We start from the raw sequence: 20,808 nt of genomic DNA, 5'->3' as shown, positions 1-20,808 counted from the left end.
CGTTGGTGCTTTGCGGAATCAGGTTTAGAATATGTAGAAATGATAACCGTCTCAACTGTATCTCCTGGCGCTAGTCTTTCTTCCCGTTCCTCCCTGTCCAGACATCTTTTTTGAGCCTAACCCTCAACTGTCGAAAATTTGACACTTTCTTTTGCTATATTCGGTAGACCCCCGAACGGGGTGTCTGGCAGCGGTTGTTGCCGGGCGTGTATCACGAGGGCCGTGCGGGCTGTGCTATCCAAACAAGGGTGTACGGTTCGGTGGACCCCAAATCCGGAAACGGAATCTACAAGTAGGAATCTCAAATGGATTTTTCTGCGATTATTGCTGAAGAGCTGAATCTTGAAGTGTGGCGCGTATCTAAGGCGCTCGAACTTATGGACCAGGGGGGCACGATCCCCTTTATCGCCCGTTACCGCAAGGACCAGACGGGTACTTTGAACGAAATTGAACTCCGCGACATCAGCCACCGTCGCGACTACCTCCAGGAACTTGTGGACCGCAAGGAAACGATCCTCAAGAGCATCGAGGAACAGGGCAAGCTCACGCCGGAACTCAAGGCACAGATTGAAGCTTGCAAGGACAAGACTCTTCTCGAAGATATTTACGCTCCGTTCAAGCCGAAGAAGCGTACTCGCGCAACGATTGCAAAGGAACTTGGTCTGGAACCGCTTGCCCGCCTGATGTGGGCTCAGGAAAATACCGGAAACACGGCAGAAGAAATTGCACGCATTTATTTGTCCGAAGAAAAAGGCCTTGCCGACCCGCGTGCCGCCCTCAAGGGTGCTGCAGACATCTTGGCCGAAGAAGTTGCAGACAACGCCGAATACCGTCAGTACCTCCGCAACAAGGTCGAAAAGACTGGTGTTATGGTTTCCAAGGTCAAGAAGGATTTCGAAAAGCAAGAAACCAAGTTCAAGGACTACTACGACTTTAGCGAACCGGTCTCCAAGATCCCGAGCCACCGTATGCTCGCTCTCCGCCGTGGCGAAAAGGAAAAGGTGCTTCGCCTCTCCATCGAAGTCCCGAACGAAGAAATGATCGGTTACCTCCAGAATCAGGTCATCAAGCACGACTCTGTCTGGAAGCCGTATCTCGAAGATATGTGCAAGGACGCTTGGGAACGCTTGCTCCAGCCGAGCATGGAAAGCGAAGTGCGCCTCCTCCTCAAGGACGCCGCCGAAGAAGAAGCTTTCAAGGTGTTCTCCAAGAACCTCCAGGACGTTTTGCTCGCCGCTCCGGCAGGCCACAAGGCTGTGCTCGCCCTCGACCCGGGTTTCCGTACGGGTTGCAAGGTCGCTGTGCTCGACAAAAACGGCAAGTTCATGGATCACGGCATCATCAAGCCGCATGAACCGTGGAACGACAAGGCCGGAGCCGCAGTTTATCTGATGAGCCTCATCGACAAGTATCAGATTGACCTCATCGCTATTGGTAATGGTACGGCAAGCCGCGAAACGGACGCTTTCTGTGGTGAAATGGCTCTCAAGTTCAAGGGCAAGGTTCCGCCGCGCGTTATCGTTTCTGAAGCGGGTGCTTCTGTCTATAGCGCAAGCATGATCGCTATCGCCGAATTCCCGAAGGAAGACGTGACGACCCGTGGCGCTATTTCTATTGGCCGCCGCTTGCAGGACCCACTCGCTGAACTTGTCAAGGTCGATCCGCAGTCCATTGGCGTGGGCCAGTACCAGCACGACGTGAACCAGCGCGAACTCAAGAAGCGTTTGGACGAAGTCGTAGAAAGCTGCGTGAACATGGTCGGTGTTGACGTGAACAGCGCTTCTGCTCCGCTCCTCTCTCACGTGGCAGGCCTCAGCAACACGCTCTCTGAAGCGATTGTGAAGTACCGTGAAGAAAACGGCGCTTATGCAAGTCGCGAAGACTTGAAGAAGGTGAAGGGCTTTGGCCCGAAGGCGTTCGAACAAGCTGCTGGCTTTATGCGTATCCCGGGTGCTGAAAATCCGCTCGACGATTCCGCCGTGCATCCTGAAAACTACGCTCTTGTCGAAAAGATGGCTGAAAAGGTCGGCGTTCCGGTCAAGGAAATTGTCGGCAATGCAGACGCTGTGAAGGGCATCAAGCTCGACGAATTCCTCTCCGACGAAGTCGGTCGTGCTACTTTGGAAGATATCCTCAAGGAACTCCAGAAGCCGAGCCGCGACCCGCGTAAGGAATTCCGTTATGCTAAGTTCGATGACCGCATCAAGACCATCAACGACCTCGTGACGGGTAGCTGGATGGAAGGTGTCGTGACCAACGTTGCTAACTTCGGTGCTTTCGTGGACATCGGCGTGCATCAGGACGGTCTCGTTCACATTTCTGAAATCAGCGACAAGTATGTGACGGACGCTAAGGACGTGCTTACGGTCGGTGACGTGGTGAAGGTTCGCGTGGTTGCAGTCGATGCAAACCAGAAGCGCATCAGCCTTTCCATGAAGCAGGAACAGACGGACGGTGTTGCCGGTGCTGGCGCAAACGGTCCTCGTGGTCAGCGCGTGGGAGGCCCGCGTGGTAACTTCGGTCATCGCGACGGTGGTGCTCGCCCGCAGGGTGGCATCCAGGGTCATGCAACGATTGCCGACCTCAAGAACAAGATTGCCGGTAAGGAACGCCCGGGCTTTGCTCCGAAGAAGGCAAACGCCGCTCAGCCCGCCAAGCTGAATGCTCTTCTTAAGTCCATGAAAAAGGGCTTCTAGCCGAGAGTCGCGCTTTACACTGTCATGCCGGACTCCGTTCCGGCATCGCCTTTTTAACGGAAAAGGTGACCCCGGAATGAATCCGGGGTGACAAATGCGAAAACAAACAAAAACAGCACTCGATAGAATCGAGTGCTGTTTTTGTGTTCAATCTTACAAGATAAGCAAAGCTTCGTACCATCGCGGGGTTCCGCGATAACTTTGCCTAAATGCTCGAATTACGAGAACTTGATCACGCCGGCCGGGCAGCTGTCAGCTGCGTCCTTGATTTCGTTTTCGTATGCGCTGTAATCAACGCCTTCCTTAACGACCATCTTTTCCGGAACGGAGAAGACTGCATCGCAAGTTGCTTCGCAAGCGCCGCAGGAGACGCATTCGTCGCTAGATTCATCGAGCCAAACTTTCGTAATTGCCATAAAATACCTCTTATATTGGTTAGGTTTTCCCCAAAAATATAAAAAAATTACGCTTGAAGAGTGAAAAAGTGAAAGAAAAGGGAATATGTTTGCATTTTTTACCCAAATGCGAAAGTTTGTTTGCCTTCTATTACTTCTTTTCGTCGGGATAATAGAGCGTCGGCCAAGGATGGGGAGGGTGCAGGGAGGGGCCCGTGCGGCCTTCGCAACTCCGAGCTGGGGCCCCGCCCGCATGACGTGCTTTTTTTCATTTAAAAAATGAGTCTCTGGCGGTTAGCCGATAATTCCTTTTTCTAAATTTGCGGTAAATTTTTCGGGTTAATCCGGGCAATGGTGCTCGCTTTTCGCCTGAGAATTAAGAGGACATCGTAAGCGATGAAAAAAGTGGTTGTAAAAATTGGTGGCAGCTTGGCAATCGACGAAGCCAAGTTGGCCGATTTTGTGGCGGCAGTCAGCAAGCTTCCGGCTATGGGCTGCCAAGTGGCCGTGGTGCACGGCGGTGGCAAGGACATCAACGAAAACATCTCCTTGCTCCGAGAACAACCCACCTTTATCGACGGTCTCCGAGTCACGACGCCTTCTATCATGAAGATGGTCGAAATGACGCTCTCGGGACACGTCAACAAGAAGCTCGTGCGAATGCTCCTCGAAAACAATTGCAACGCTGTCGGCCTCAGTGGCGTCGATGGCAAGTTGTTTGAAGTGGTCAAGAAGCAGGGCAAGGTGGATCTTGGCCTCGTGGGCGAAGTCAAGAAGGTCAATCCGCAGATTGTGGAAACACTTTGGTCTGCAGGCTTTGTTCCGGTCGTAAGCCCGATTTCTATCGGTCCGGACGAAAACGGCAAGGCTGTGAGCTGGAACGTGAATGCTGATACTGCCGCAAGCGAACTGGCTGTGGCACTCCACGCTGACCAGTTCGTGCTGGTGAGCGATGTTCCGGGCGTGATGGACGACTCCAAGACCGTCATTCCTGAACTCACGGAAGATGCAAGCGAAGCCCTCATTGCTTCTGGCGTCATCAACGGCGGCATGATCCCGAAGGTCCGCGAAAGCTTCAAGAGTATTGAACGCGGCCTCAAGAGCATTCACATTGTCGGCTGGAAGGATGCCGACCACTTTGTAAAACAAATTAATGGAGAACTGAACTATGGCACAATCCTTGGCTAATTCCGTTTTTGAAGAAGACAAGCAGTTTATCGCCCCGCTTTATGGCAAGGCCAATATTGAATTTGTCCGTGGCGAAGGTTCTTACTTGTTCGACAAGAACGGCAAGAAGTATCTTGACTTTGTCGCTGGCATTGCCGTGAACGCTCTCGGTCACCAGAATGCTGCTATCAAGAAGGCTGTCGAAGAACAGATGGACAGCTTCTTCCACATTTCGAACCTTTATCCGAACTACCCGCAGGTGAACCTCGCTAAGGCTCTCCTCGCTGCAACGGGTTTCGACAAGGCATTCTTCTGCAACTCCGGTACCGAAGCTAACGAAGGCTGCATCAAGTTTGCTCGTAAGTATTTCGATCGCAAGGGTGAAAAGAACCGCCAGAAGATCGTAACGTTCATCAACAGCTTCCACGGTCGTACATTTGCTGCCCTTTCTGCAACGGGTCAGCCGGCCATCCGCGAAGGCTTTGGCTCTATGCCGGGTGACTTTGTTCACGTTCCTTGGAACGATGTGGCTGCCCTCAAGGCCGAAGTCAACAACGACACTTGCGCCATTATGCTTGAATCTCTCGCTGCTGAAGGTGGCGTGATGACCGTTTCCGATGAAATGGTCGCTGCAATCAACAGCTTGAAGAAAGAATTCGGCTGCCTCGTGATTGTCGACGAAGTCCAGGCAGGCATGGGCCGTCTCGGAACATTCCTTGGCCTCCAGAAGCATGGCATTGACGCTGACCTCGTGTCGCTTGCGAAGGCTCTTGGCGGCGGTCTCCCGCTTGGTGCAGTGCTCCTCCGCCAGAAGGTCGCTGACCAGCTCAAGGCGGGCGATCATGGCACGACGTTTGGTGGCAACCCGGTTGCTTGCGCTGTCGGTCTCGCTGTCGTGAACCAGATTGCAAAGCCGGAATTCCTCGCCAATGTCGAAGCCCGCTCCGCTCAGCTCAAGGCTGGCCTCGAAGCTATCGCCGCAAAGTTCCCGGCAGTGAAGGGCGTGCGTGGTGAAGGCCTTATTCTCGGTCTCGCTCTTGACGAATCGCTCCCGGTCGGTAACGTAATTGCTGCCGCCCGCGACGAAGGTATGATGGTTTTGAGCGCTAAGGGCAACGTGCTCCGTTTGCTCCCGCCGCTGAACGTCTCTGCTGCTGAATGCGACGAAGCTCTTGCTAAGCTTGGCGCGGCTTTCGCCAAGGTCGCAAAGTAATTTTTACGATAAGCTTCGCATTACGGCGTTGCAGAAATCCAATCGGCTCGGCAATGCATGCGTATAAATACGCTTGCGCTGCGCTCGCCTCATTGATTTTCTCGGACTCTCGCTGTACGATTTGTACAGCTTCGGTCCTGCGGCCTTGTTCTGCTCGCTTCTCCTAAAAATTTAAACAGTTGAATTGTCATGCCCGACCTGATCGGGCATCACCTTTTAAAAACAGCCTATGGATAAACTCCATAGGCTAAATTTTTTGCCATCAGCACGTGAATTTATGTAGTTTATACTGCGATGAAATTGTCCTCGAAGTTAATAAGCGTTTCTGTTGCAATCCTTTTGACCTTGTTTTGCGTTTCTTGTTCTAAATCGAACGAGGAATCAGTTTCTAGTTTAAAGGAGTCGGGATCTGTTTATACAAAAGATTTTTTTGTTCTGCCAGAATTTCATATTGCTTTGCCTAAGGGGTATTCTGTGAAAAAAACTCATCATTTTGAGTTGAGTTTTTACGAGATTAAAGACACTGCAGGGCGTAAGCTTATGACTTTCATTCAAATGACGTACTATCATGGTGCATATCCGATTTCGTTTTTGCCTCCAAAAAATCCTAATGAGTTTAGCGAGGCGGGAAGGCTTGATACGGTTGTAACTATCGATGGAGTAAAAACTAAAAAGCGACAAGTTTATATTTGGTCTGATCGAACTCCGTTAAAGCGAAAAAGTTGGCAACCTCCTGAAATAATTGAGTTTATTTATTATCCCGATCAGGTTGATTCGTCTATTTGTGAAAACATCATTCGTTCTGTAAAAATCCATAGTTATAATAAAGATTATATGTGCAATATTTATGTGCCTGAAAATAATTCTTTAGAAGGTGCAAAAATGTCTAGAATGCGCAATACGCAGATAAAAGATGTTCAATCTCTGACAAAAGATATCGAACTGTTGCCTGCTGTATCTGCAAATCAGGACTTCTTTGAAAAGAGCGGAAAATATCTGTTTCTTGCCGATTGCTTTATGAATGATGAATACAAGGGCTCTTTCCACATCGATGAATCCTGTGAAATCGGATGGAACGGTAAATACGCTGAAAAAGAAGATATCCTTGATTTGCTAGATGCTATGGAAGATAAACAGTTTAAAGAAAAGCTCGTGAAAAAGTGCGGCATTTCGCGATGAATTTTATCTATTGTAAAATTTAAAAAATTTTTGAGAATTTTTAGGCCAAATGGGTTTCTAAAACGTGTTAATATAAAGGACGGGGATCGGTTTTTTGTCTATGAACCCGACATTATCGGGTGTCTTAACACTGGAAAAATATGGGAAATAATATTGAGACCGAAACAAAAAATGGCCATGGTGAAATGATTAGCGAGGCCAAAACTTTCGAAGAATTCAAGGGCGCGGGTGTATTCGCGGACCTTCTTCTCGACAGAACTTTCAAGAAGGCTTTCAATCCTGACTCGCAGAACAAAGTATGTTTGATTGCGCTTTTGAACTCTGTACTTGAAGGAGAAATTGCATCGCCGATTGTGGATGTGCAGTCTCGTAACAAGGAATACAGCGACGGTTCGAATGAAAATCGGACTTCCATCTTCGACTTGCACTGCATCGATTCGGCTCAGCGGAGATTCATCATCGAAGTGCAGATCCTTTTTCAGAAAAACATTGTCAATCGTTCGATTTATTACGCTTCGCAGACGGTCGTTGCTCAGGGACAACGCGGCAAAAAGTACAATTACGAATTGAACCCTGTTGTTACAGTTGTGTTCATGGAATTTAATGTGTTTGCCGATGACCGCTACATTCGTCGGGCAAAGCTTCGCGAAATCAATGGGTCTTGCATTAGTGATACGCTCAATTTTGCGTTTGTGGAGCTTCCGAAGTTCAACAAGCCTTTGGACGAACTTGAAACGACGCTCGACAAGGCGCTTTATGCTCTTAAGAACATGAAAAATATGACGCAGATGCCCAAGCAGTACGCGAATACGGTGTTCGAGCTCTTGTTTTCGACAGCGAAATTGGCTAAATTATCGAAAGAGGAACAGAAAATGATCGATGAAGCTCAGAAAGCCAAGTGGGATGAATACGCAATCCATAAAGCGGCTATTGATAGCGGCTTGCAGCAAGGTCTTGAACAAGGTCTTGAACAGGGTCGCAATCAAAGAAATCGCGAAATTGCGAAGAAAATGCTGTTGAAAAACAAGCCCATCGAAGAAATTACGGAGTTCACAGAGCTTTCTGAAGCTGATGTTTTGGCAATTAAGGCTGATTTAGATAAAACCTGAATTGCTCACGTGCCTTCCTATAAACTTGAAAAAAAGACCTGGACTTAGTTCCAGGTCTTTTTGTATGTTTGGCGCATCGCCGCTTTCTGCGCGCATTCCTATAGCAAATCCTTCCTACCGCCTGCTGTCTACTTCTAACTACCTACTATCTTCCTTCCCGTGACGCCTTCTTTTGCAGGTACATCTGCCTGTCGGCGGCTGCGATGACCTCTTCTTCGGATTGCAAGCCTGTCGTGCGGACCGCAAAGCCGTAGGCGGCGCTTTCCGTAATTCCCTGAACTTGAGTTTGTTTGGATTCCTCAATGAAACGGCTTAAAAACGCTTCACATTTTGCGCGGTTGAATTTGGGAATAATCACCAAAAATTCATCCCCTCCGGTGCGGATGGCTTCGGCGTTTTCGGGGAGAATCTTCTTTAGAATCTCGGCAAAGTTTCGTATGTATTCATCACCCTTGCTGTGTCCGTAGTTGTCGTTAATTTCCTTGAGGTGGTTTAGGTCAAACATCACGTAACTGCATGGGAGCTTGCGCTTCACATCGTCGGGGTGCATCACAAGGTAGTTTCTGTTGAAAAGTCCCGTCATGGCGTCGTTGAAACTCAGCTTTTCGAACATTTTATGCGATGTGTTTTCGCCGACCTGAACACCGACAAAAAGGCAGACAATTACGAAGACCACGCTGACGATATCCACGCGGATCCCTTCGACAAACGGAGCTGCCGAGCCTGCAATAAAGGGCAGAATAAAGTAGATGATAAAGAAGATAAAAGTCCGTAGTCCAAACTGCTTGCGGTAATAAATGATGATTCCCGTCATGAGAATGCCCCAAACGCCTGTGGCAAGCCAAGAAACGATTGTCTCGTTTGAAGTCCAGTCGCGGGTAATGTCGCCTGTAGAGAAGTCTACGCCGACGTTCAGTAAAAAGTCAAGGACGCAAAGCGCATAAATCATGTAGTGTATGATTTTGTGCAGTTCGCATTTCTTGTTTTCGAGGAATGCAATGACGTATTGAGAAAAATAGTATATGCACAGCGCGCTTGAAACAAAGCTGACTAAATCGACAATGGTATAAACTGGGGCCGAAAGTTCACCGTCGCAAAAGTGGATGATGGCGTACGTGATAATCACGCCGTGGTAGGCGATTATCATGCCTGTAAAGTTGTACTGAAGCCTGTCGTTACGCCAATGCCCGACCCAGAGGAGAACCAAAATGAGGAACAATATGGAAAGGCTGAACAAGTCTATACAGATGTTTACCGCCTGGATAATATCGTTCATGGCTCCCTCCATAAAAAAATGTGTAATAAATCGCTAATATAAATATAGTCTATAAATATGGGATGTTTTAAACAGAAGTCGAAATAATTGAAAAACGTGATTAAATTCAGCCTCCATTTTAAACAATTGGAGGTTTTATGCGTTTTTTGGACTGTGCGCTTGACTATTTAAAGAAAGATGCTGATGAACTCGCACCTTTGACGGTACGCACGTATTACTGGAATTTGAAGAAAATTGCGCTTTTTGAACCGGAGCTCGAATGCGATGCTGTGACTTCTGAGACGGTGCGGAATTACAAGCGCTATTTGGAAACGCTCCACAATAAAGAAGCGACTGTGGTCAAGGCGCTTTCGGTGTTCCGTATTTTTTGCAACAAGATGAAGGCGGACGGAGTGATTCATGGCGACCCGTTTGAAAACGTGAAGGTGGGGCGTGCCTATTCGCGTCGTGGATTTTTGACGTTGCGTGAGCTGAAACATCTTTATTTGAGTTACATGGAGTCGCATGTCGCTTTGACGCGGGCAGAAGATGACGTGATGCGCGTGTTCCTGTTCAGCTGTTTTACGGGGCTCCGTTACGGGGATTTGCGTACGCTTGATGCGTCTGAAATTTTTGATTGGAAAATCCGTAAGCAGATGCACAAGACGGGCGAGGCGGTGTACATCCCGATTCCTGTGCAGGCGCGGCTGTTGCTCCCGAACCCGCTAACATCTGGGCGTGTGTTCCATGTGGTGGACAATTCGACATTCAATCGCACGCTCCGCAAGGCCGCTAAAAAGCTAGGGCATTACAAGCATGTCCATTGCCACTTGGCGCGGCATACATTTGCAACAACGTGCATTACAATAGGAATCCCGTTACCTGCGACAAGCAAACTTCTTGGCCACCGCAACTTGGATACGACGCTTATTTACGCCAAGTACGTCGATACCTTTTTGGACAAAGAAATGAAAAAGTTCAATCGGCTGAAATAAAGTGAGGGCGTTGTGTCGCTCTGTTTTGTGTAAAAAAACGACCCGCATTATTGCGAGTCGCTTTTGAAATTTAACTGGATTCTTCGAGGCTATTCGCCTCTCAGAATGACGTATGATTCCAAGGAAGGGAGTCTAGAGGGAAACCTCGGGGTTCCCTCTACTGCTTATTAGTCGGAGCCTGTCTTGCGACCGGGGCGAGTTCACCATGCTTCCTAAACAGGTGCTTCACGAGCGTGCCGAATCCACGGAGAACGCGGTAACGTTCACGCGGGTTCTTGATGGCCATGATGCCCTGACGAATGATGTAGCTCGGACGCAAGTAGAATTCACGGCGGGCCTTGTCGCAGAAGTCCACGAGGGCCTGGCTTGTGAGTTCGCCGCGCTGGATCGTAGTACGGTGGAAACCGTCTTTGTCGAGCCACTGGCTGTAATCCTTCGACTTCAAAGCGCCACTGGCGAGAGCTTCCTTGTAAGCTTCGGTGCCAGGGTATGCCATGATGGGGTAGAACTGGGCAGTGTTCGGGTTCAGCTTCTTGGCGTAGTCGAGCGTCATGCGGAGCGTTTCCGGCGTGTCGCCCGGGTTACCGACCATGAAGCAACCGTGAACGAGGAGTCCTGCCTTGCGGGCATTCTTCGTAAATTCAATAGCCTTATCGGTGTTCTTCACGCCCTTGTGAATCTTTTCGAGAACCTCGGGGGAGGCGCTTTCAAAGCCCACGCACATTTCGCGACCACCGGCCTTCTTCATGAGCTTGAGCAAGTCCAGCGGCACATCGGCGCGGGCGTTGCAACTCCACGTAATCTTGAGATTGCGTTCGAGAATCAAGTTGCAAATCTGGCGCACGTGTTCGTGGCTTGCCGTAAACGTATCGTCTTCAAAGAAAACCTCGCCTAAATCTTCGAAGTTTTCCTTGATGTACTGGAGTTCATCGACAACGTCCTTCGGGTCGCGGCGGCGGAACTTGTGGCCGTTGAGCGTCTGCGGAATCACGCAGTAGCTGCAGTGGTTCGGGCATCCGCGGCCACTGAGAATCACGATAAGCGGGTTCAGGTTTGCGCCGTAGAAATACTTCTTGTAGCAGCTGTAGAGGTGCTTGCGATAGACCTTGGAAACCCACGGAATTTCGTTCAGGTTTTCGATCTTCGGGCCTTCGGGCTGGAAGTCCACCTTGCCTTCTGCGGTGCGGTAGGCAAGACCTGCAAACTGACCGACGGGAGCGCCATCGCCACGGAGGGCGCGGACGAGGTTCCTACAGGTGTAGTCGGCTTCGCCAATTACAACGTAGTCCAAAGACGGTTCCATTTCCATGGATTCGAGCGGCTCTGCGGTCGCGTGCGTACCCATGATGGCCACCTTCACGTTCGGCATTTCTTGCTTGATGGCGTGGACCACCTTGAGGTCATTCAAAATGCTTGGGGTGCTCGTGCTGCAAATAACGAGTTCCGGGCCGAATTTCTTGATGCCCTCGAGCGTCTGGGGCAAGTCGAGTTCCATGGCGGGGCTGTCAATGAGTTGAATTTCATTACCGTCGGCTTCGCATACACCAGCTGCATAGCTCAAAAACATCGGCCAGTAAAGAGTACTGGACTTCGTAACACACGGAGATCTAGATTCCCGACTGAACATCGGGTGGAAGGGGGGATTTAAAAATGTAACGTTCATGACGCTCACAAAATACATAATCTGAATGGATTATGCTACATTATAAAGCAATGGAGAAGCGTTTTTTTACATTTTTAGCGTGTATCGTGATGAGTGGCACTGCAATATCTGCCTTTGCGGCGCCGAAGTCCACTGAAGTTGCGCTTGATACGGTCCGGACGATGTATGATGACGGGCGTGTGGCTCGAGTTTACACGGTCAAAAAGGGAACAGATGTGCGCGAGGGCGTGGCACTTTCTTACCATCCGAACGGGAAATTAGCTGTTGAAGCTCCGTATAGGGATGGCAAGTTAGATGGTGTTTTACGTTCGTACGACGAAAATGGAAATTTGCGCGAAACAGTTGGCTATCTGGACGGCGAAGAAGAGGGCTTTAGCATCGTCTATTTCGAAAATGGCCACAGAAAAAGCCGCGAAACGTATCGTCACGGCATTCTGAATGGCGTTTCGGAGACTTGGGACGAGAAGGGTAAGCTTCGTCGCCAGATTCCTTACGAAAATGGGCAGATTCACGGAGTCTATAAATCGTTTAACGACTTGGGCCAAATAGAAGAGGACATGAATTTTGTCCGCGGCATCCGCAATGGAACTTACCACCGCTACACCTTTGGAAAAGTCGTTTTCGAAGCCGAATTTAAAGACAACCGCTGCGTCAAGAATTGTGATTTTTAGCCATTGGTCAATGGTCGTTGGTCATTAGTTATATAAGTGCGCTGAAAGCGCCAAACTTAAAACTGATTACTAACGACTAACAACTAATGACTAACAACTAATGACTGCCCTCACTTTTTCTTTGGCTTCATGGCGTTCCAGACCATGTAACCGATGAAGAGTACACCGAAGCCGAGCAGCGCGATGGCGAGTTCGGAGTTGTACTTCTCGATGATGTCCTTCTGGCCATGGGCAAAATAGCCGAGCAGTGCAAGGACGCAGTTCCAGATGGCGGCGCCGAGGAACGTGTAAAGGGTGAATGGGGCGAGTTTCATCTTTGCAAGGCCTGCCGGAATCGAAATCAGCTGGCGGATGACGGTGATGAGGCGACCGACGAAAGTCGAGATGGCGCCGTGTTCGCGGAAATAGTTTTCTGCTTTTTCGACCTTTTCAACGTCGAGCAGCAAAAAGTGACCGAGTCGGCTATCGGCAAACTTGTATATAATCGGGCGTCCGAGAATCTTTGCGAGGTAGTAGTTGACGTAAGCACCAATCAAAGCGCCGAGCGTTGCAAAGAATACGATGAGTGCGATATTGAGGCCGGAACCTGGCTGGAGTGCTTTGTAAGCGGCGGGCGGCACAACGAGTTCCGATGGGAATGGAATAAACGAGCTTTCAATGGCCATCAAAAGCGTAATCGTTCCGTAGTTCAAGTTTTCGTTGTACCAGTCGATAATCTGGTTGTAAATCCCTGTCGATTTTGCGGTGTCGGCGGCGTTTGCGACTGCGGCTGCAGTGTCTACAGATGTTGTATCGGCTGCGAGTGAAAATGCGGTAAAGAGGAGTGCTAAAGCAATGGTTGTTTTGATAACTGTGTTTTTCATTGGGACAAATTTAGAAAATTAAAAATAGAAGTAAAGTCCGACACCGAGGAGGGCGGCGCCTGTACCGAGTAAAATGCCGCCTGCAATAGCTTTGTTGTCGCCCTGATCTACGAGTTTCTTGTTCTCTTTGACTTTGTTCTTATAGTTTTCGCCTTTGACGGCTCCTGGAATCTTGAGTTCTTTTTTGATGTCGTCTGCATCGCTATAATCCAGATGCGCAAAATACATCATCAGTGCTCCTATGAGGACTGTTCCTGCGGCGCCTCCAATGAAAGCTTCGCCAAGCGTTTGCATTTTTTTGTCGTGCAACCATTTGTTCTGTTTTTCAATTTCGTCAAAGTCCGTCAGCTTTTCTAGGTTGATGCTTAAGTCGATTTGTGAAACCGGTGCGACAAAGAAATTGATGAGTGTATCGCGATAACCGGCCCTGCGGATGAGTAGGCTGTCCATGCCCATGTTGTAAACCGGGATTTTTTCGGGAGTCTTGGCGATTGCCTTGGAGCGTTTGGTAATCGGTGCGCTTGCCTTGTAAACGTTGGCGCCTTCAGGGAATGTTAGGATTCTTATTTCGGGAGAAACGCGCTTGAGCTTGAGCGAAACGTAGACGGTGTCGCCTGGGAGCGGGAGGACGCTGGTGCTTGCTCCCCACAGATGCCTGTCGACGTTCCAATAGGCGTGAAGCGTAAATTTTGCTGTATCGGTTGTGACGAAAGTGCATGGTGATTTGCAAATGGCATCTTTGTTGGTGCGGGAAATCGTTGCACCGTCAGGGTCCGTCTCTATGTGAATGTAAGAGCGTCCTTTCTTTGTTTTTATGACATCCTTGCCTTGAGCGTCGAGTAACTGGTTCTTTAGTTTGTTGTTCGTAATGGCATCGCTAAATGCTGCGGTGCGCGAAACTTTTACGCTGGACCTGTGCAGCATCGGGAGTGAATCTTCGAAAAAGGCGTGGGTGAGATTTAGCGTCAGGCTGTCGGTCTTGATGTCTTGCACGATTTCGCCTGAGTATATAGACCTGAAACCATAGGCGGCCAGCTGGTTCTGCATGCAAATGTTGTCATTACAGTTGTTGATATCGCTTTTGCGGATGACATGCGGATTTTCGCCAGATTCCATTAGGAGTCTTGCGGTAAGGCCTGTAAACTGGTCGGCAACGGATTGGTCAATACCTTCTGCGGTGTAGGCGACAAGTACTGTCTTGACGGGCTTTGTTGCTGGTTTTTCGGTTGTCTTTGCGGCCAAAGAACTCGATGTGGCTGAGTTTGCAATGGACGAGCTTGAAATATGTGCTACTTTAGCGCTTGACGATGATACCGCCGCACTTGAAATCGGTGCGAGCTTTGCACTAGAGGAGCTTGCCAACAGGTCGATGCCTTTCTCGTCTACAATTCGCTTGAATTGCTTTTTTGCAATTTTGACGATGGTGAACTTGTTCTGGATGTAACCGCCAAGGCTTACGGTGTCATTGTCTATGCCCATGAGCCTTGCACGCTGGCGTGTCCCCGAAAGTAATTCTACGTCGACAAATATCCCTTCGGGGTCGGCGAAGGCGGCGGTTAAAGCGAATGCTAGCAGTAAGAAAATCTTTTTCATAATTTACCTAAAATGAAAGGACGAATCCTGCGGTGAGGAATGCTAAACCTGTGACGAAAAATATTCCTGATACCGTTTTAGCGGTCTTCGCGCTTTCGCGGTGATCGACAAATTTACGCATGTGGGCGTTGTAGCGTTCATTTAAAAAGCGCGTGTTTTCCATTGCTTTTTTATGGTCTTTTGCCTTGCTAATGTTGTAAAGCGAGGCTATTGCAGAAACTCCACTGATAGTAAATGGCACAATCGATGCCCACTTGAAGTACCCACCGAGAATGCGCCTGTTCCTGTGCTTTAGCATGTCGTGCTTGTTGGATATTTCTTCGTCGTCAAAACTTTGACGTAAAGCGACGATGATAAAAGAAGTGTCGTTTAGCGCAAGCGCAATATTTATCGTTGTATCCGCATAATCCGGATGGAAAAAAGAAACCGTAAGTGTATCCTTACCTTCGGGAATAGGAATGAAGGCGGGGGATACGTAATCAGGCTTGTCTGCAAAATCGGGGACAATCGTATTTGTGTATAAATCGACTGTGGATGGATTTGTGGAAATTTGCAAATAGCGCATTTTTTGTTGTGCAAAAATGTTGTTGCAAATTGTTAGTAGCAAAACTATTATGGCAGCGGAGGCTTTCCTAAAGGACATTAGTTTCCCTCCACAGATTTGGTAAATGGCCCTGAAATTTGTGTTGCGGATCCATTGACCTTGATTTTCCAATAAACATCTGGGGTCTTGTTTCGCGCGTAATCTTCAGTGCTTATGGAGAGGTTGCAATCCTTACCGCACTTGTTTGCAAATGTCACAATGTTGTTGTTGAATGTAGACTTGAGTGTGTCTGCGTTTAGGATAACTTGAATTTTCGATGCATTGACTCCGGAACCGTTGTCGAGAATGAAAAATTGTATAGAATCTGAAGAAGAAAGATCTGTTTTTACTGGAACTGTGTTTGGTTTTATTTTGTCTTGTAAAAACAACGTATCCTTGATGTTTTTTGTATTCGGAGCCAAATCAATTACTAGTGAATCACAACCGAATTCAGTACGGCCTTCGTCGCAGACTATAACTTTAATGTTGGATTCTGGTTGTAATGCTTTCTTGATAAGTATGCTCCCTGTGTAGCTTATAAAACTAGAAAGCGTATCGCCTGATGAAGAAACTATCACGCCTGACAATTTGGATTTTTCCGAAAATGGACTGAATTGACAGACTATCGGTAATTCAAGGATTGCTTCCCCGTTATTCTTTAACTTTGTTGAAAAATTGAACACTTCACTGTAGGCGTGTTCTTCGTGTCCTCTTTCATTTTTTGTCGTAGCTTGAACGCCCCAGTAAATTGTCGAAGGCTCGGTTCGGTGATCGATGGTGTCCCCTTTTTCTGTGATGATGGCGTCTAGCTCTCCAATCAAATTTGCGGATTCAGAACAATCTAAATTTCCAAGAGTAGATTCCCAGACCGACTCATAGTCATAACTTGCGTAAACAGTGCAGTAAGCGGTTTCCCAAGGGTCAATGCCTGTGACGTTCCACGAAAGTTCTGTACCGTTTTTGTTTGCTCCGTCAACTTGATTGTAATTGTTTGCGGGAGATTGAAGCGCAACCTTGGCGGGGGTGTTCACGTAAATCGTAGCGTGTGTGCTTAGTGTGTCGCCCAAATGATCTAAGGTCTCAAATGTGACTTCGTGAATTCCAGCTTTGTCAAAACTGTAATAGACTGCGGATGAAGTGGATTCGTCATTGTCTATAGTCCATTTGTGCGAGATGTAATAGGGCGTCGCCTTGTCGGTTGTTACATATTCGCCGTTGATTGCGTAGATGCCGCAAATCTTTATTTTGGCGTTGACATTGACATAGAATTTGTCAGAAGGCAAATAATGTGACGCGTAGGGTTCGCCGTAATAATTTTCAGGAACGATAAAAATGGATTGGGTTATTTCTGGAACATCCGAAGATTGAATTTCGGAATCGGAGCAAGAAAGAAATATTGCGGCTGTTGATGCTGCTAATAATTGGAGAAATTTGAATTTCATTATTCTTCCTCCTTTGTTGCCTTGAATTCCACTCGTAGTTTCCAATTCTTACTTTGTTTTAGACCGTTGCTGTAAACAACGGTTGATCTTATCGTCTGTTCGGGTTCAAAATAATTTGCTGAAATTACTGCGCTGAATTGCTTGTTGCCTGAAGCTGCAGCTGCAACGATAGGCGTATTTGTCGAAACATTGAAGAATTTTAGCGAGTCAGCGGTAAAACCATACGGATTATCGTCTCGTATAAATAGCTTGATCGTGTCATCGCTTGTAACAGTTGTGTCGTTGTTTGTTTTAAACCAAATTATGCTTGGGAAGATATAGAATGACTTGTTGTTGATATTCTTACTTCCGTCTGAAGCAGAAATGGTGAGAATGCGGTACGCCCAACTTTTGTCAGTCTCTTTAAGGATAACCGTTAGAATGCTATCTTGGTAGATCTTTTCAAGAACTGTTTCGTTATCAAGAATGGCGTTTAATGATGAATTTATAATTGATTTAGCGCCGTCTTTAATGACAAAGCGAAGCGAATCCTTAAAGTCAAGCGTGTCGTGCCCAGTTAAAGATGTTATTCTAGGCGGTATGGAATCTAGTAGCTTGAGGTCATTAACCGTTGTTACAAATCCATCTCTTATAACAATGTCTTTTTGTAACTGCCCGAAGTCAGTGTAGTCTGACAAAATTGTTAACTGGTATTTCCCTGCCGGAATTTCATCTAGTGTAAAAGAACTGTTCAATGATGACAATGTGAAGTTGTAGTCGAAATGCTTTTGCGTATTATCTTTGTCTTGTAGAGTCAAATGAAAGGGTGATGCTGGCGCTAATCCGATATTTATTGTGGCCTGTAACGAACCCTCGCCTGGAATGCCTTTGGTGAAAAAAGAGCTTTTAATTGTCTGCGCAGAAACTAGATTGTATTCATTGAAAGCCTGAACAGACCAATTGTATTTTTTTAGAGGATTTAGTTTGTGGTGATATACGAAATAAGGCTCGTTTAAAATGGTATCTATTCTCTTGAAAGTTGATTCCTCGTTTGCGTAACTTTGTTCGCTCAATACAAAACGGTAATGGTGTGAAAGTTTGATTCCCGGCGTCTTTGCGCTCCATGTGAAGTATATCGCTTCGAATGGGTCTATGGCTTGTGTCCCGTTGGCGGGCGTAAATGCACTGTCGTTTAAAACGGGATTGTCGGCAACCCAGATTTCAAGGGAATCGTAGTGCATGTCGCCGAAAAAGTCCTTGAGGATGAATTTGAATTTATGATAGCCGGGTTCGCTAACTTGTTTTTTGAAGTTGTATTCTGACGAGCAATATTTGTCATCCATGAGCCAGTGATAATCCTGGACTTTGATGATTTTGTTCGGATTAATTCTAGTGAGGAAAAAGATGGTGTCGTTGATGTGGAATGTGTCTGCTTTGACGTTCTCGTTTGTTTCGATAAGAGACTTTGCAAGAGTAGCTTGTATCTTAATATCTGTGGCTTCGGATTCGTTGAAAATGTAATCGTCGGAATTGAAGCATGACTGAAAAAAACTTGCTGTAACTGCTATGATGAATAACTTTATGAAATTCATTTTGCCTCCAGCGTATCGAAGACAAAGAATTTTTTATAGGAGAGCGTATCTGTGTCTCCATAGAGATCCCGAACGATGATGCGGAATTTGTGCTCGCCAGGTTTGAAACCAGATTGCTTGACTTGTAAAAGAGTTCCGACATCGTATTGAATGCTGTCAATTTCTAGAATGTGGAATAGCGTATCACCATTGGCTAAATCTAAGTCCAGACTCATCCATTCGAATAAAAATGCGGATTCCAATGCGCCGTAAAGCGTATCGCCATTGGCTGGGATTGTTGTATCGGCAAGGACTGGAGGCGTGTTGATGACAACCATGAAATTTTGAATCTGCTTGTTCCCTTCTCTGTCTGTAGTAATCAGTTTGTTTGGGACTGCGCTTCCGCCTCTTTGCGGGTAGAATGTATAGAATTGCCCGAGCATGAGCGAAGTGTCTCCGTTATTGCCGGTGTGTAGCCATTCAAAATTGAGATCTTCCTGGAATTTTTCGGGAATGACGCTTGCCTTGATCGTTGCGGAATCGGTTGGGTTGACTTTGAGGGTTGTCGTGAATTCGTTGTTTCCTTGTTGAACCATAATGTTGATGGATTCAACGGGCCTGGCCGTTTCTGGGTAGTCGGGGGCGTCGAGACACCCTGCCAAAAACACGTCAAAAAGTGCGGCAACAACAAAAAAGGGTAAAATGGGACGATTGAACAAATTCATTTGGTATAAATCTAACTATATTCGTGGATATGAGTGCGCAAAATTTTGAATATAAAAACGCAATGGAGCGTTTAGAGGAAATTCTCTCGAAAATCGACAATTCCGAGATGGAAATTGATGAACTTGCTGTTGAGGTTCAAGAGGCTACGCAGCTTTTGCGCAAGTGTCGTCAGATTTTGATAGCGACCGAAAAGAACGTTCAGGATGCTCTTGCCGAGTTGGATGGTTGATGAATACCGAAAATTTTGATAAAACGGTGCCGGCCATCGAGGTTAACGGGCTGACGGTCAAGTTCCCGATTCGCGGGGGCGTTTTTAGCAAGGTCAAGGATTATTTCACCGCTGTAGATAATGTTTCGTTCACGCTCCCGCAGGGCAAGATTCTTTCGATTGTGGGGGAGTCTGGCTGCGGAAAGTCGACTCTTGTGAAGTCTTTGGTCGGGCTAGTACCGGTTTCTAACGGTAAGGTTAATTTGTTTGGACTTCCGGTGAATGGCGGCAAGGCCGGCACCGGGAAAGATGCTGTGCGCATATCGGACCTCGTGCAGATGATTTTTCAGGATCCGTTCAGCAGCTTAAACCCGCGCCAGACGGTGACGGAAATCTTGACGGCACCTGTGATTGCCCGAGGTGTTTCGTTTGATGAAGCTTGCAAACGAGCTCGAGAACTTTTGGAACGCGTTTCGCTTCCGGCAGGGGCGATGGACAAGTTCCCCCATGAATTTTCGGGCGGTCAGCGCCAGCGCTTGTGCATTGCGCGCAGCTTGATGGTGCGCCCGAAGGTGTTGCTCTGTGACGAAGTGACGAGCGCTTTGGACGTGTCCGTGCAGGCGCAGATTTTGCATTTGCTCGATGATTTGCGCAATGAACTTGGACTTAGCATTCTCTTTATCAGTCACGATATGCAGGTGGTCCGTGCTTTGAGCGACGAAGTCCTGGTCATGTACTTTGGGCATGCCGTAGAGCATGGCCCCGCCGATATTGTCCTCACGAATCCGCAAAACGATTACACGAAAAAATTGCTCGCAAGCGTCCCGACTATCCGTCGAGATTAAAAAAAGGCGGACCTAAGTCCGCCTTGCAATTCTTCCTACTTCCTACTATTACTTCACTCTTGCGATATTCTCGAGTGCGTCTTGCATGTACTTGGCGTAGAGCTTCGAGAGCGCTTCGGCAGCAGAATGTGCGTCGCGCTTGTTCATGCTCTGGCGTTCGTCGTAGCGCTTTTCCCACAGCGGCGCATCTTCACCGACCTTGCGGAACGTGAGCTGCAAGGCGAGGTGGGCTTCTTGAGAGTTGCCTTCGTCAATTTCTTCAATTGCATCAACATTGCCCAAGAGTTCAAAGTCCGGCTTGCCCATCGGCTTCAAGTCCACGGACTTGAACATGTTGCTCTTGACCAGGTATTCACCTGCGACCTGCGTGAGCATCTGTTCCGGGCGCGTAGCCCAAAGGTCCAGATCGTAGAACATGAAGTCGTACGGGGATTCGCGATAGACAATGTTTGTGCGCTGGTAGGCGGGGTCAATCGTAAATTTCTTGACGTGTACGCGGGCATCGCTAGTCGCGCCTGCGACCGAGATAGATTCTGCCGAAACTGTGTAATAGCGGGAAGGTTCGGTCGAACCGCCGAGGCAACCCGTGAGCGTGAAAACGGAAAGGAGTGCAGCGACTGCTAACAAACGATTTGCTTTAAACATCTTGGATTCT

General features: G+C 47.8%; 19 protein-coding genes. 9 read left to right on the top strand and 10 right to left on the bottom strand.

Features of this window, described 5'->3' with window-relative positions:
• Positions 1-305 precede the first annotated feature (305 nt).
• Positions 306-2,696 carry a Tex family protein gene (locus tag B3A20_RS12395; protein ID WP_290765320.1) on the top strand — a complete coding sequence of 797 codons (2,391 nt, stop codon included), beginning with the start codon at positions 306-308 and terminating at the stop codon, positions 2,694-2,696.
• A gap of 218 nt (positions 2,697-2,914) precedes the next feature.
• On the opposite strand, the gene B3A20_RS12390 is transcribed toward B3A20_RS12395, so the two are convergent.
• A complete protein-coding gene (locus B3A20_RS12390; RefSeq protein ID WP_173562927.1) occupies positions 2,915-3,112 on the bottom strand; it encodes a ferredoxin in 198 nt (65 codons plus the stop codon).
• A 375-nt stretch (positions 3,113-3,487) separates the two neighbouring features.
• Between B3A20_RS12390 and argB the strand changes: the two genes are divergently transcribed.
• From argB to B3A20_RS12370, 4 genes are all read left to right on the top strand, one after another.
• Positions 3,488-4,279, top strand: coding sequence for an acetylglutamate kinase (gene argB, locus B3A20_RS12385; RefSeq protein ID WP_290765316.1), 792 nt, complete (start codon positions 3,488-3,490; stop codon positions 4,277-4,279).
• Positions 4,260-5,471 (top strand): aspartate aminotransferase family protein, encoded by a 1,212-nt coding sequence (locus tag B3A20_RS12380; protein WP_290765313.1) that lies wholly within the window; start codon positions 4,260-4,262, stop codon positions 5,469-5,471. Before argB ends, B3A20_RS12380 begins: the two co-directional genes overlap by 20 nt.
• 474 nt (positions 5,472-5,945) lie before the next feature.
• Complete coding sequence (locus B3A20_RS12375; protein ID WP_290765311.1) at positions 5,946-6,650, top strand: hypothetical protein; 705 nt, start codon at positions 5,946-5,948, stop codon at positions 6,648-6,650.
• Positions 6,651-6,790: 140 nt separating this feature from the next.
• Positions 6,791-7,759 (top strand): Rpn family recombination-promoting nuclease/putative transposase, encoded by a 969-nt coding sequence (locus tag B3A20_RS12370; protein ID WP_290765309.1) that lies wholly within the window; start codon positions 6,791-6,793, stop codon positions 7,757-7,759.
• 145 nt (positions 7,760-7,904) lie between these two features.
• Here the strand turns inward: B3A20_RS12370 and B3A20_RS12365 are convergent, their stop codons facing one another.
• Complete coding sequence (locus B3A20_RS12365; protein ID WP_290765306.1) at positions 7,905-9,035, bottom strand: GGDEF domain-containing protein; 1,131 nt, start codon at positions 9,033-9,035, stop codon at positions 7,905-7,907.
• 137 nt (positions 9,036-9,172) lie between these two features.
• Between B3A20_RS12365 and B3A20_RS12360 the strand changes: the two genes are divergently transcribed.
• Positions 9,173-10,009 (top strand): site-specific integrase, encoded by an 837-nt coding sequence (locus B3A20_RS12360; RefSeq protein WP_290765303.1) that lies wholly within the window; start codon positions 9,173-9,175, stop codon positions 10,007-10,009.
• A gap of 157 nt (positions 10,010-10,166) precedes the next feature.
• Here the strand turns inward: B3A20_RS12360 and B3A20_RS12355 are convergent, their stop codons facing one another.
• Entirely contained in the window at positions 10,167-11,672 is a 1,506-nt protein-coding gene (locus B3A20_RS12355; protein ID WP_290765300.1) for a B12-binding domain-containing radical SAM protein, read from the bottom strand.
• A gap of 50 nt (positions 11,673-11,722) precedes the next feature.
• Between B3A20_RS12355 and B3A20_RS12350 the strand changes: the two genes are divergently transcribed.
• Complete coding sequence (locus tag B3A20_RS12350; protein WP_290765298.1) at positions 11,723-12,343, top strand: toxin-antitoxin system YwqK family antitoxin; 621 nt, start codon at positions 11,723-11,725, stop codon at positions 12,341-12,343.
• A gap of 110 nt (positions 12,344-12,453) precedes the next feature.
• Here the strand turns inward: B3A20_RS12350 and B3A20_RS12345 are convergent, their stop codons facing one another.
• The 6 genes from B3A20_RS12345 to B3A20_RS12320 form a co-directional block, all read right to left on the bottom strand.
• Positions 12,454-13,206 (bottom strand): DedA family protein, encoded by a 753-nt coding sequence (locus tag B3A20_RS12345; RefSeq protein WP_290765297.1) that lies wholly within the window; start codon positions 13,204-13,206, stop codon positions 12,454-12,456.
• Between the two features lie 18 nt (positions 13,207-13,224).
• Positions 13,225-14,799, bottom strand: coding sequence for a hypothetical protein (locus B3A20_RS12340; RefSeq protein WP_290765295.1), 1,575 nt, complete (start codon positions 14,797-14,799; stop codon positions 13,225-13,227).
• A gap of 7 nt (positions 14,800-14,806) precedes the next feature.
• Positions 14,807-15,364 (bottom strand): hypothetical protein, encoded by a 558-nt coding sequence (locus tag B3A20_RS12335; protein WP_290765293.1) that lies wholly within the window; start codon positions 15,362-15,364, stop codon positions 14,807-14,809.
• Between the two features lie 77 nt (positions 15,365-15,441).
• Positions 15,442-16,824 (bottom strand): hypothetical protein, encoded by a 1,383-nt coding sequence (locus B3A20_RS12330; RefSeq protein WP_290765290.1) that lies wholly within the window; start codon positions 16,822-16,824, stop codon positions 15,442-15,444.
• Positions 16,824-18,395 carry a hypothetical protein gene (locus tag B3A20_RS12325; protein WP_290765287.1) on the bottom strand — a complete coding sequence of 524 codons (1,572 nt, stop codon included), beginning with the start codon at positions 18,393-18,395 and terminating at the stop codon, positions 16,824-16,826. The genes B3A20_RS12330 and B3A20_RS12325 overlap by 1 nt, the downstream gene beginning before the upstream one ends.
• The gene (locus tag B3A20_RS12320; protein WP_290765285.1) at positions 18,392-19,099 is read right to left on the bottom strand and encodes a hypothetical protein; all 708 of its coding nucleotides are present in this window, start codon (positions 19,097-19,099) and stop codon (positions 18,392-18,394) included. Before B3A20_RS12320 ends, B3A20_RS12325 begins: the two co-directional genes overlap by 4 nt.
• Before the next feature lie 62 nt (positions 19,100-19,161).
• On the opposite strand from B3A20_RS12320, the gene xseB reads away from it, so the two are divergent.
• Complete coding sequence (gene xseB, locus B3A20_RS12315; RefSeq protein ID WP_235002902.1) at positions 19,162-19,329, top strand: exodeoxyribonuclease VII small subunit; 168 nt, start codon at positions 19,162-19,164, stop codon at positions 19,327-19,329.
• Complete coding sequence (locus tag B3A20_RS12310) at positions 19,329-20,153, top strand: ABC transporter ATP-binding protein (protein WP_290765280.1); 825 nt, start codon at positions 19,329-19,331, stop codon at positions 20,151-20,153. Before xseB ends, B3A20_RS12310 begins: the two co-directional genes overlap by 1 nt.
• Positions 20,154-20,201: 48 nt before the next feature.
• Here B3A20_RS12310 and B3A20_RS12305 read toward each other — a convergent pair whose 3' ends face one another.
• Positions 20,202-20,798: an ABC-type transport auxiliary lipoprotein family protein gene (locus B3A20_RS12305; protein WP_290765277.1), complete on the bottom strand. Its 597-nt coding sequence runs from the start codon at positions 20,796-20,798 to the stop codon at positions 20,202-20,204.
• Positions 20,799-20,808 lie beyond the last annotated feature (10 nt).

The organism is Fibrobacter sp. UBA4297 (genome assembly GCF_002394865.1).
In the GTDB taxonomy this organism is placed as follows: domain Bacteria; phylum Fibrobacterota; class Fibrobacteria; order Fibrobacterales; family Fibrobacteraceae; genus Fibrobacter.
This window is presented reverse-complemented; position numbering and strand designations above follow the sequence as displayed.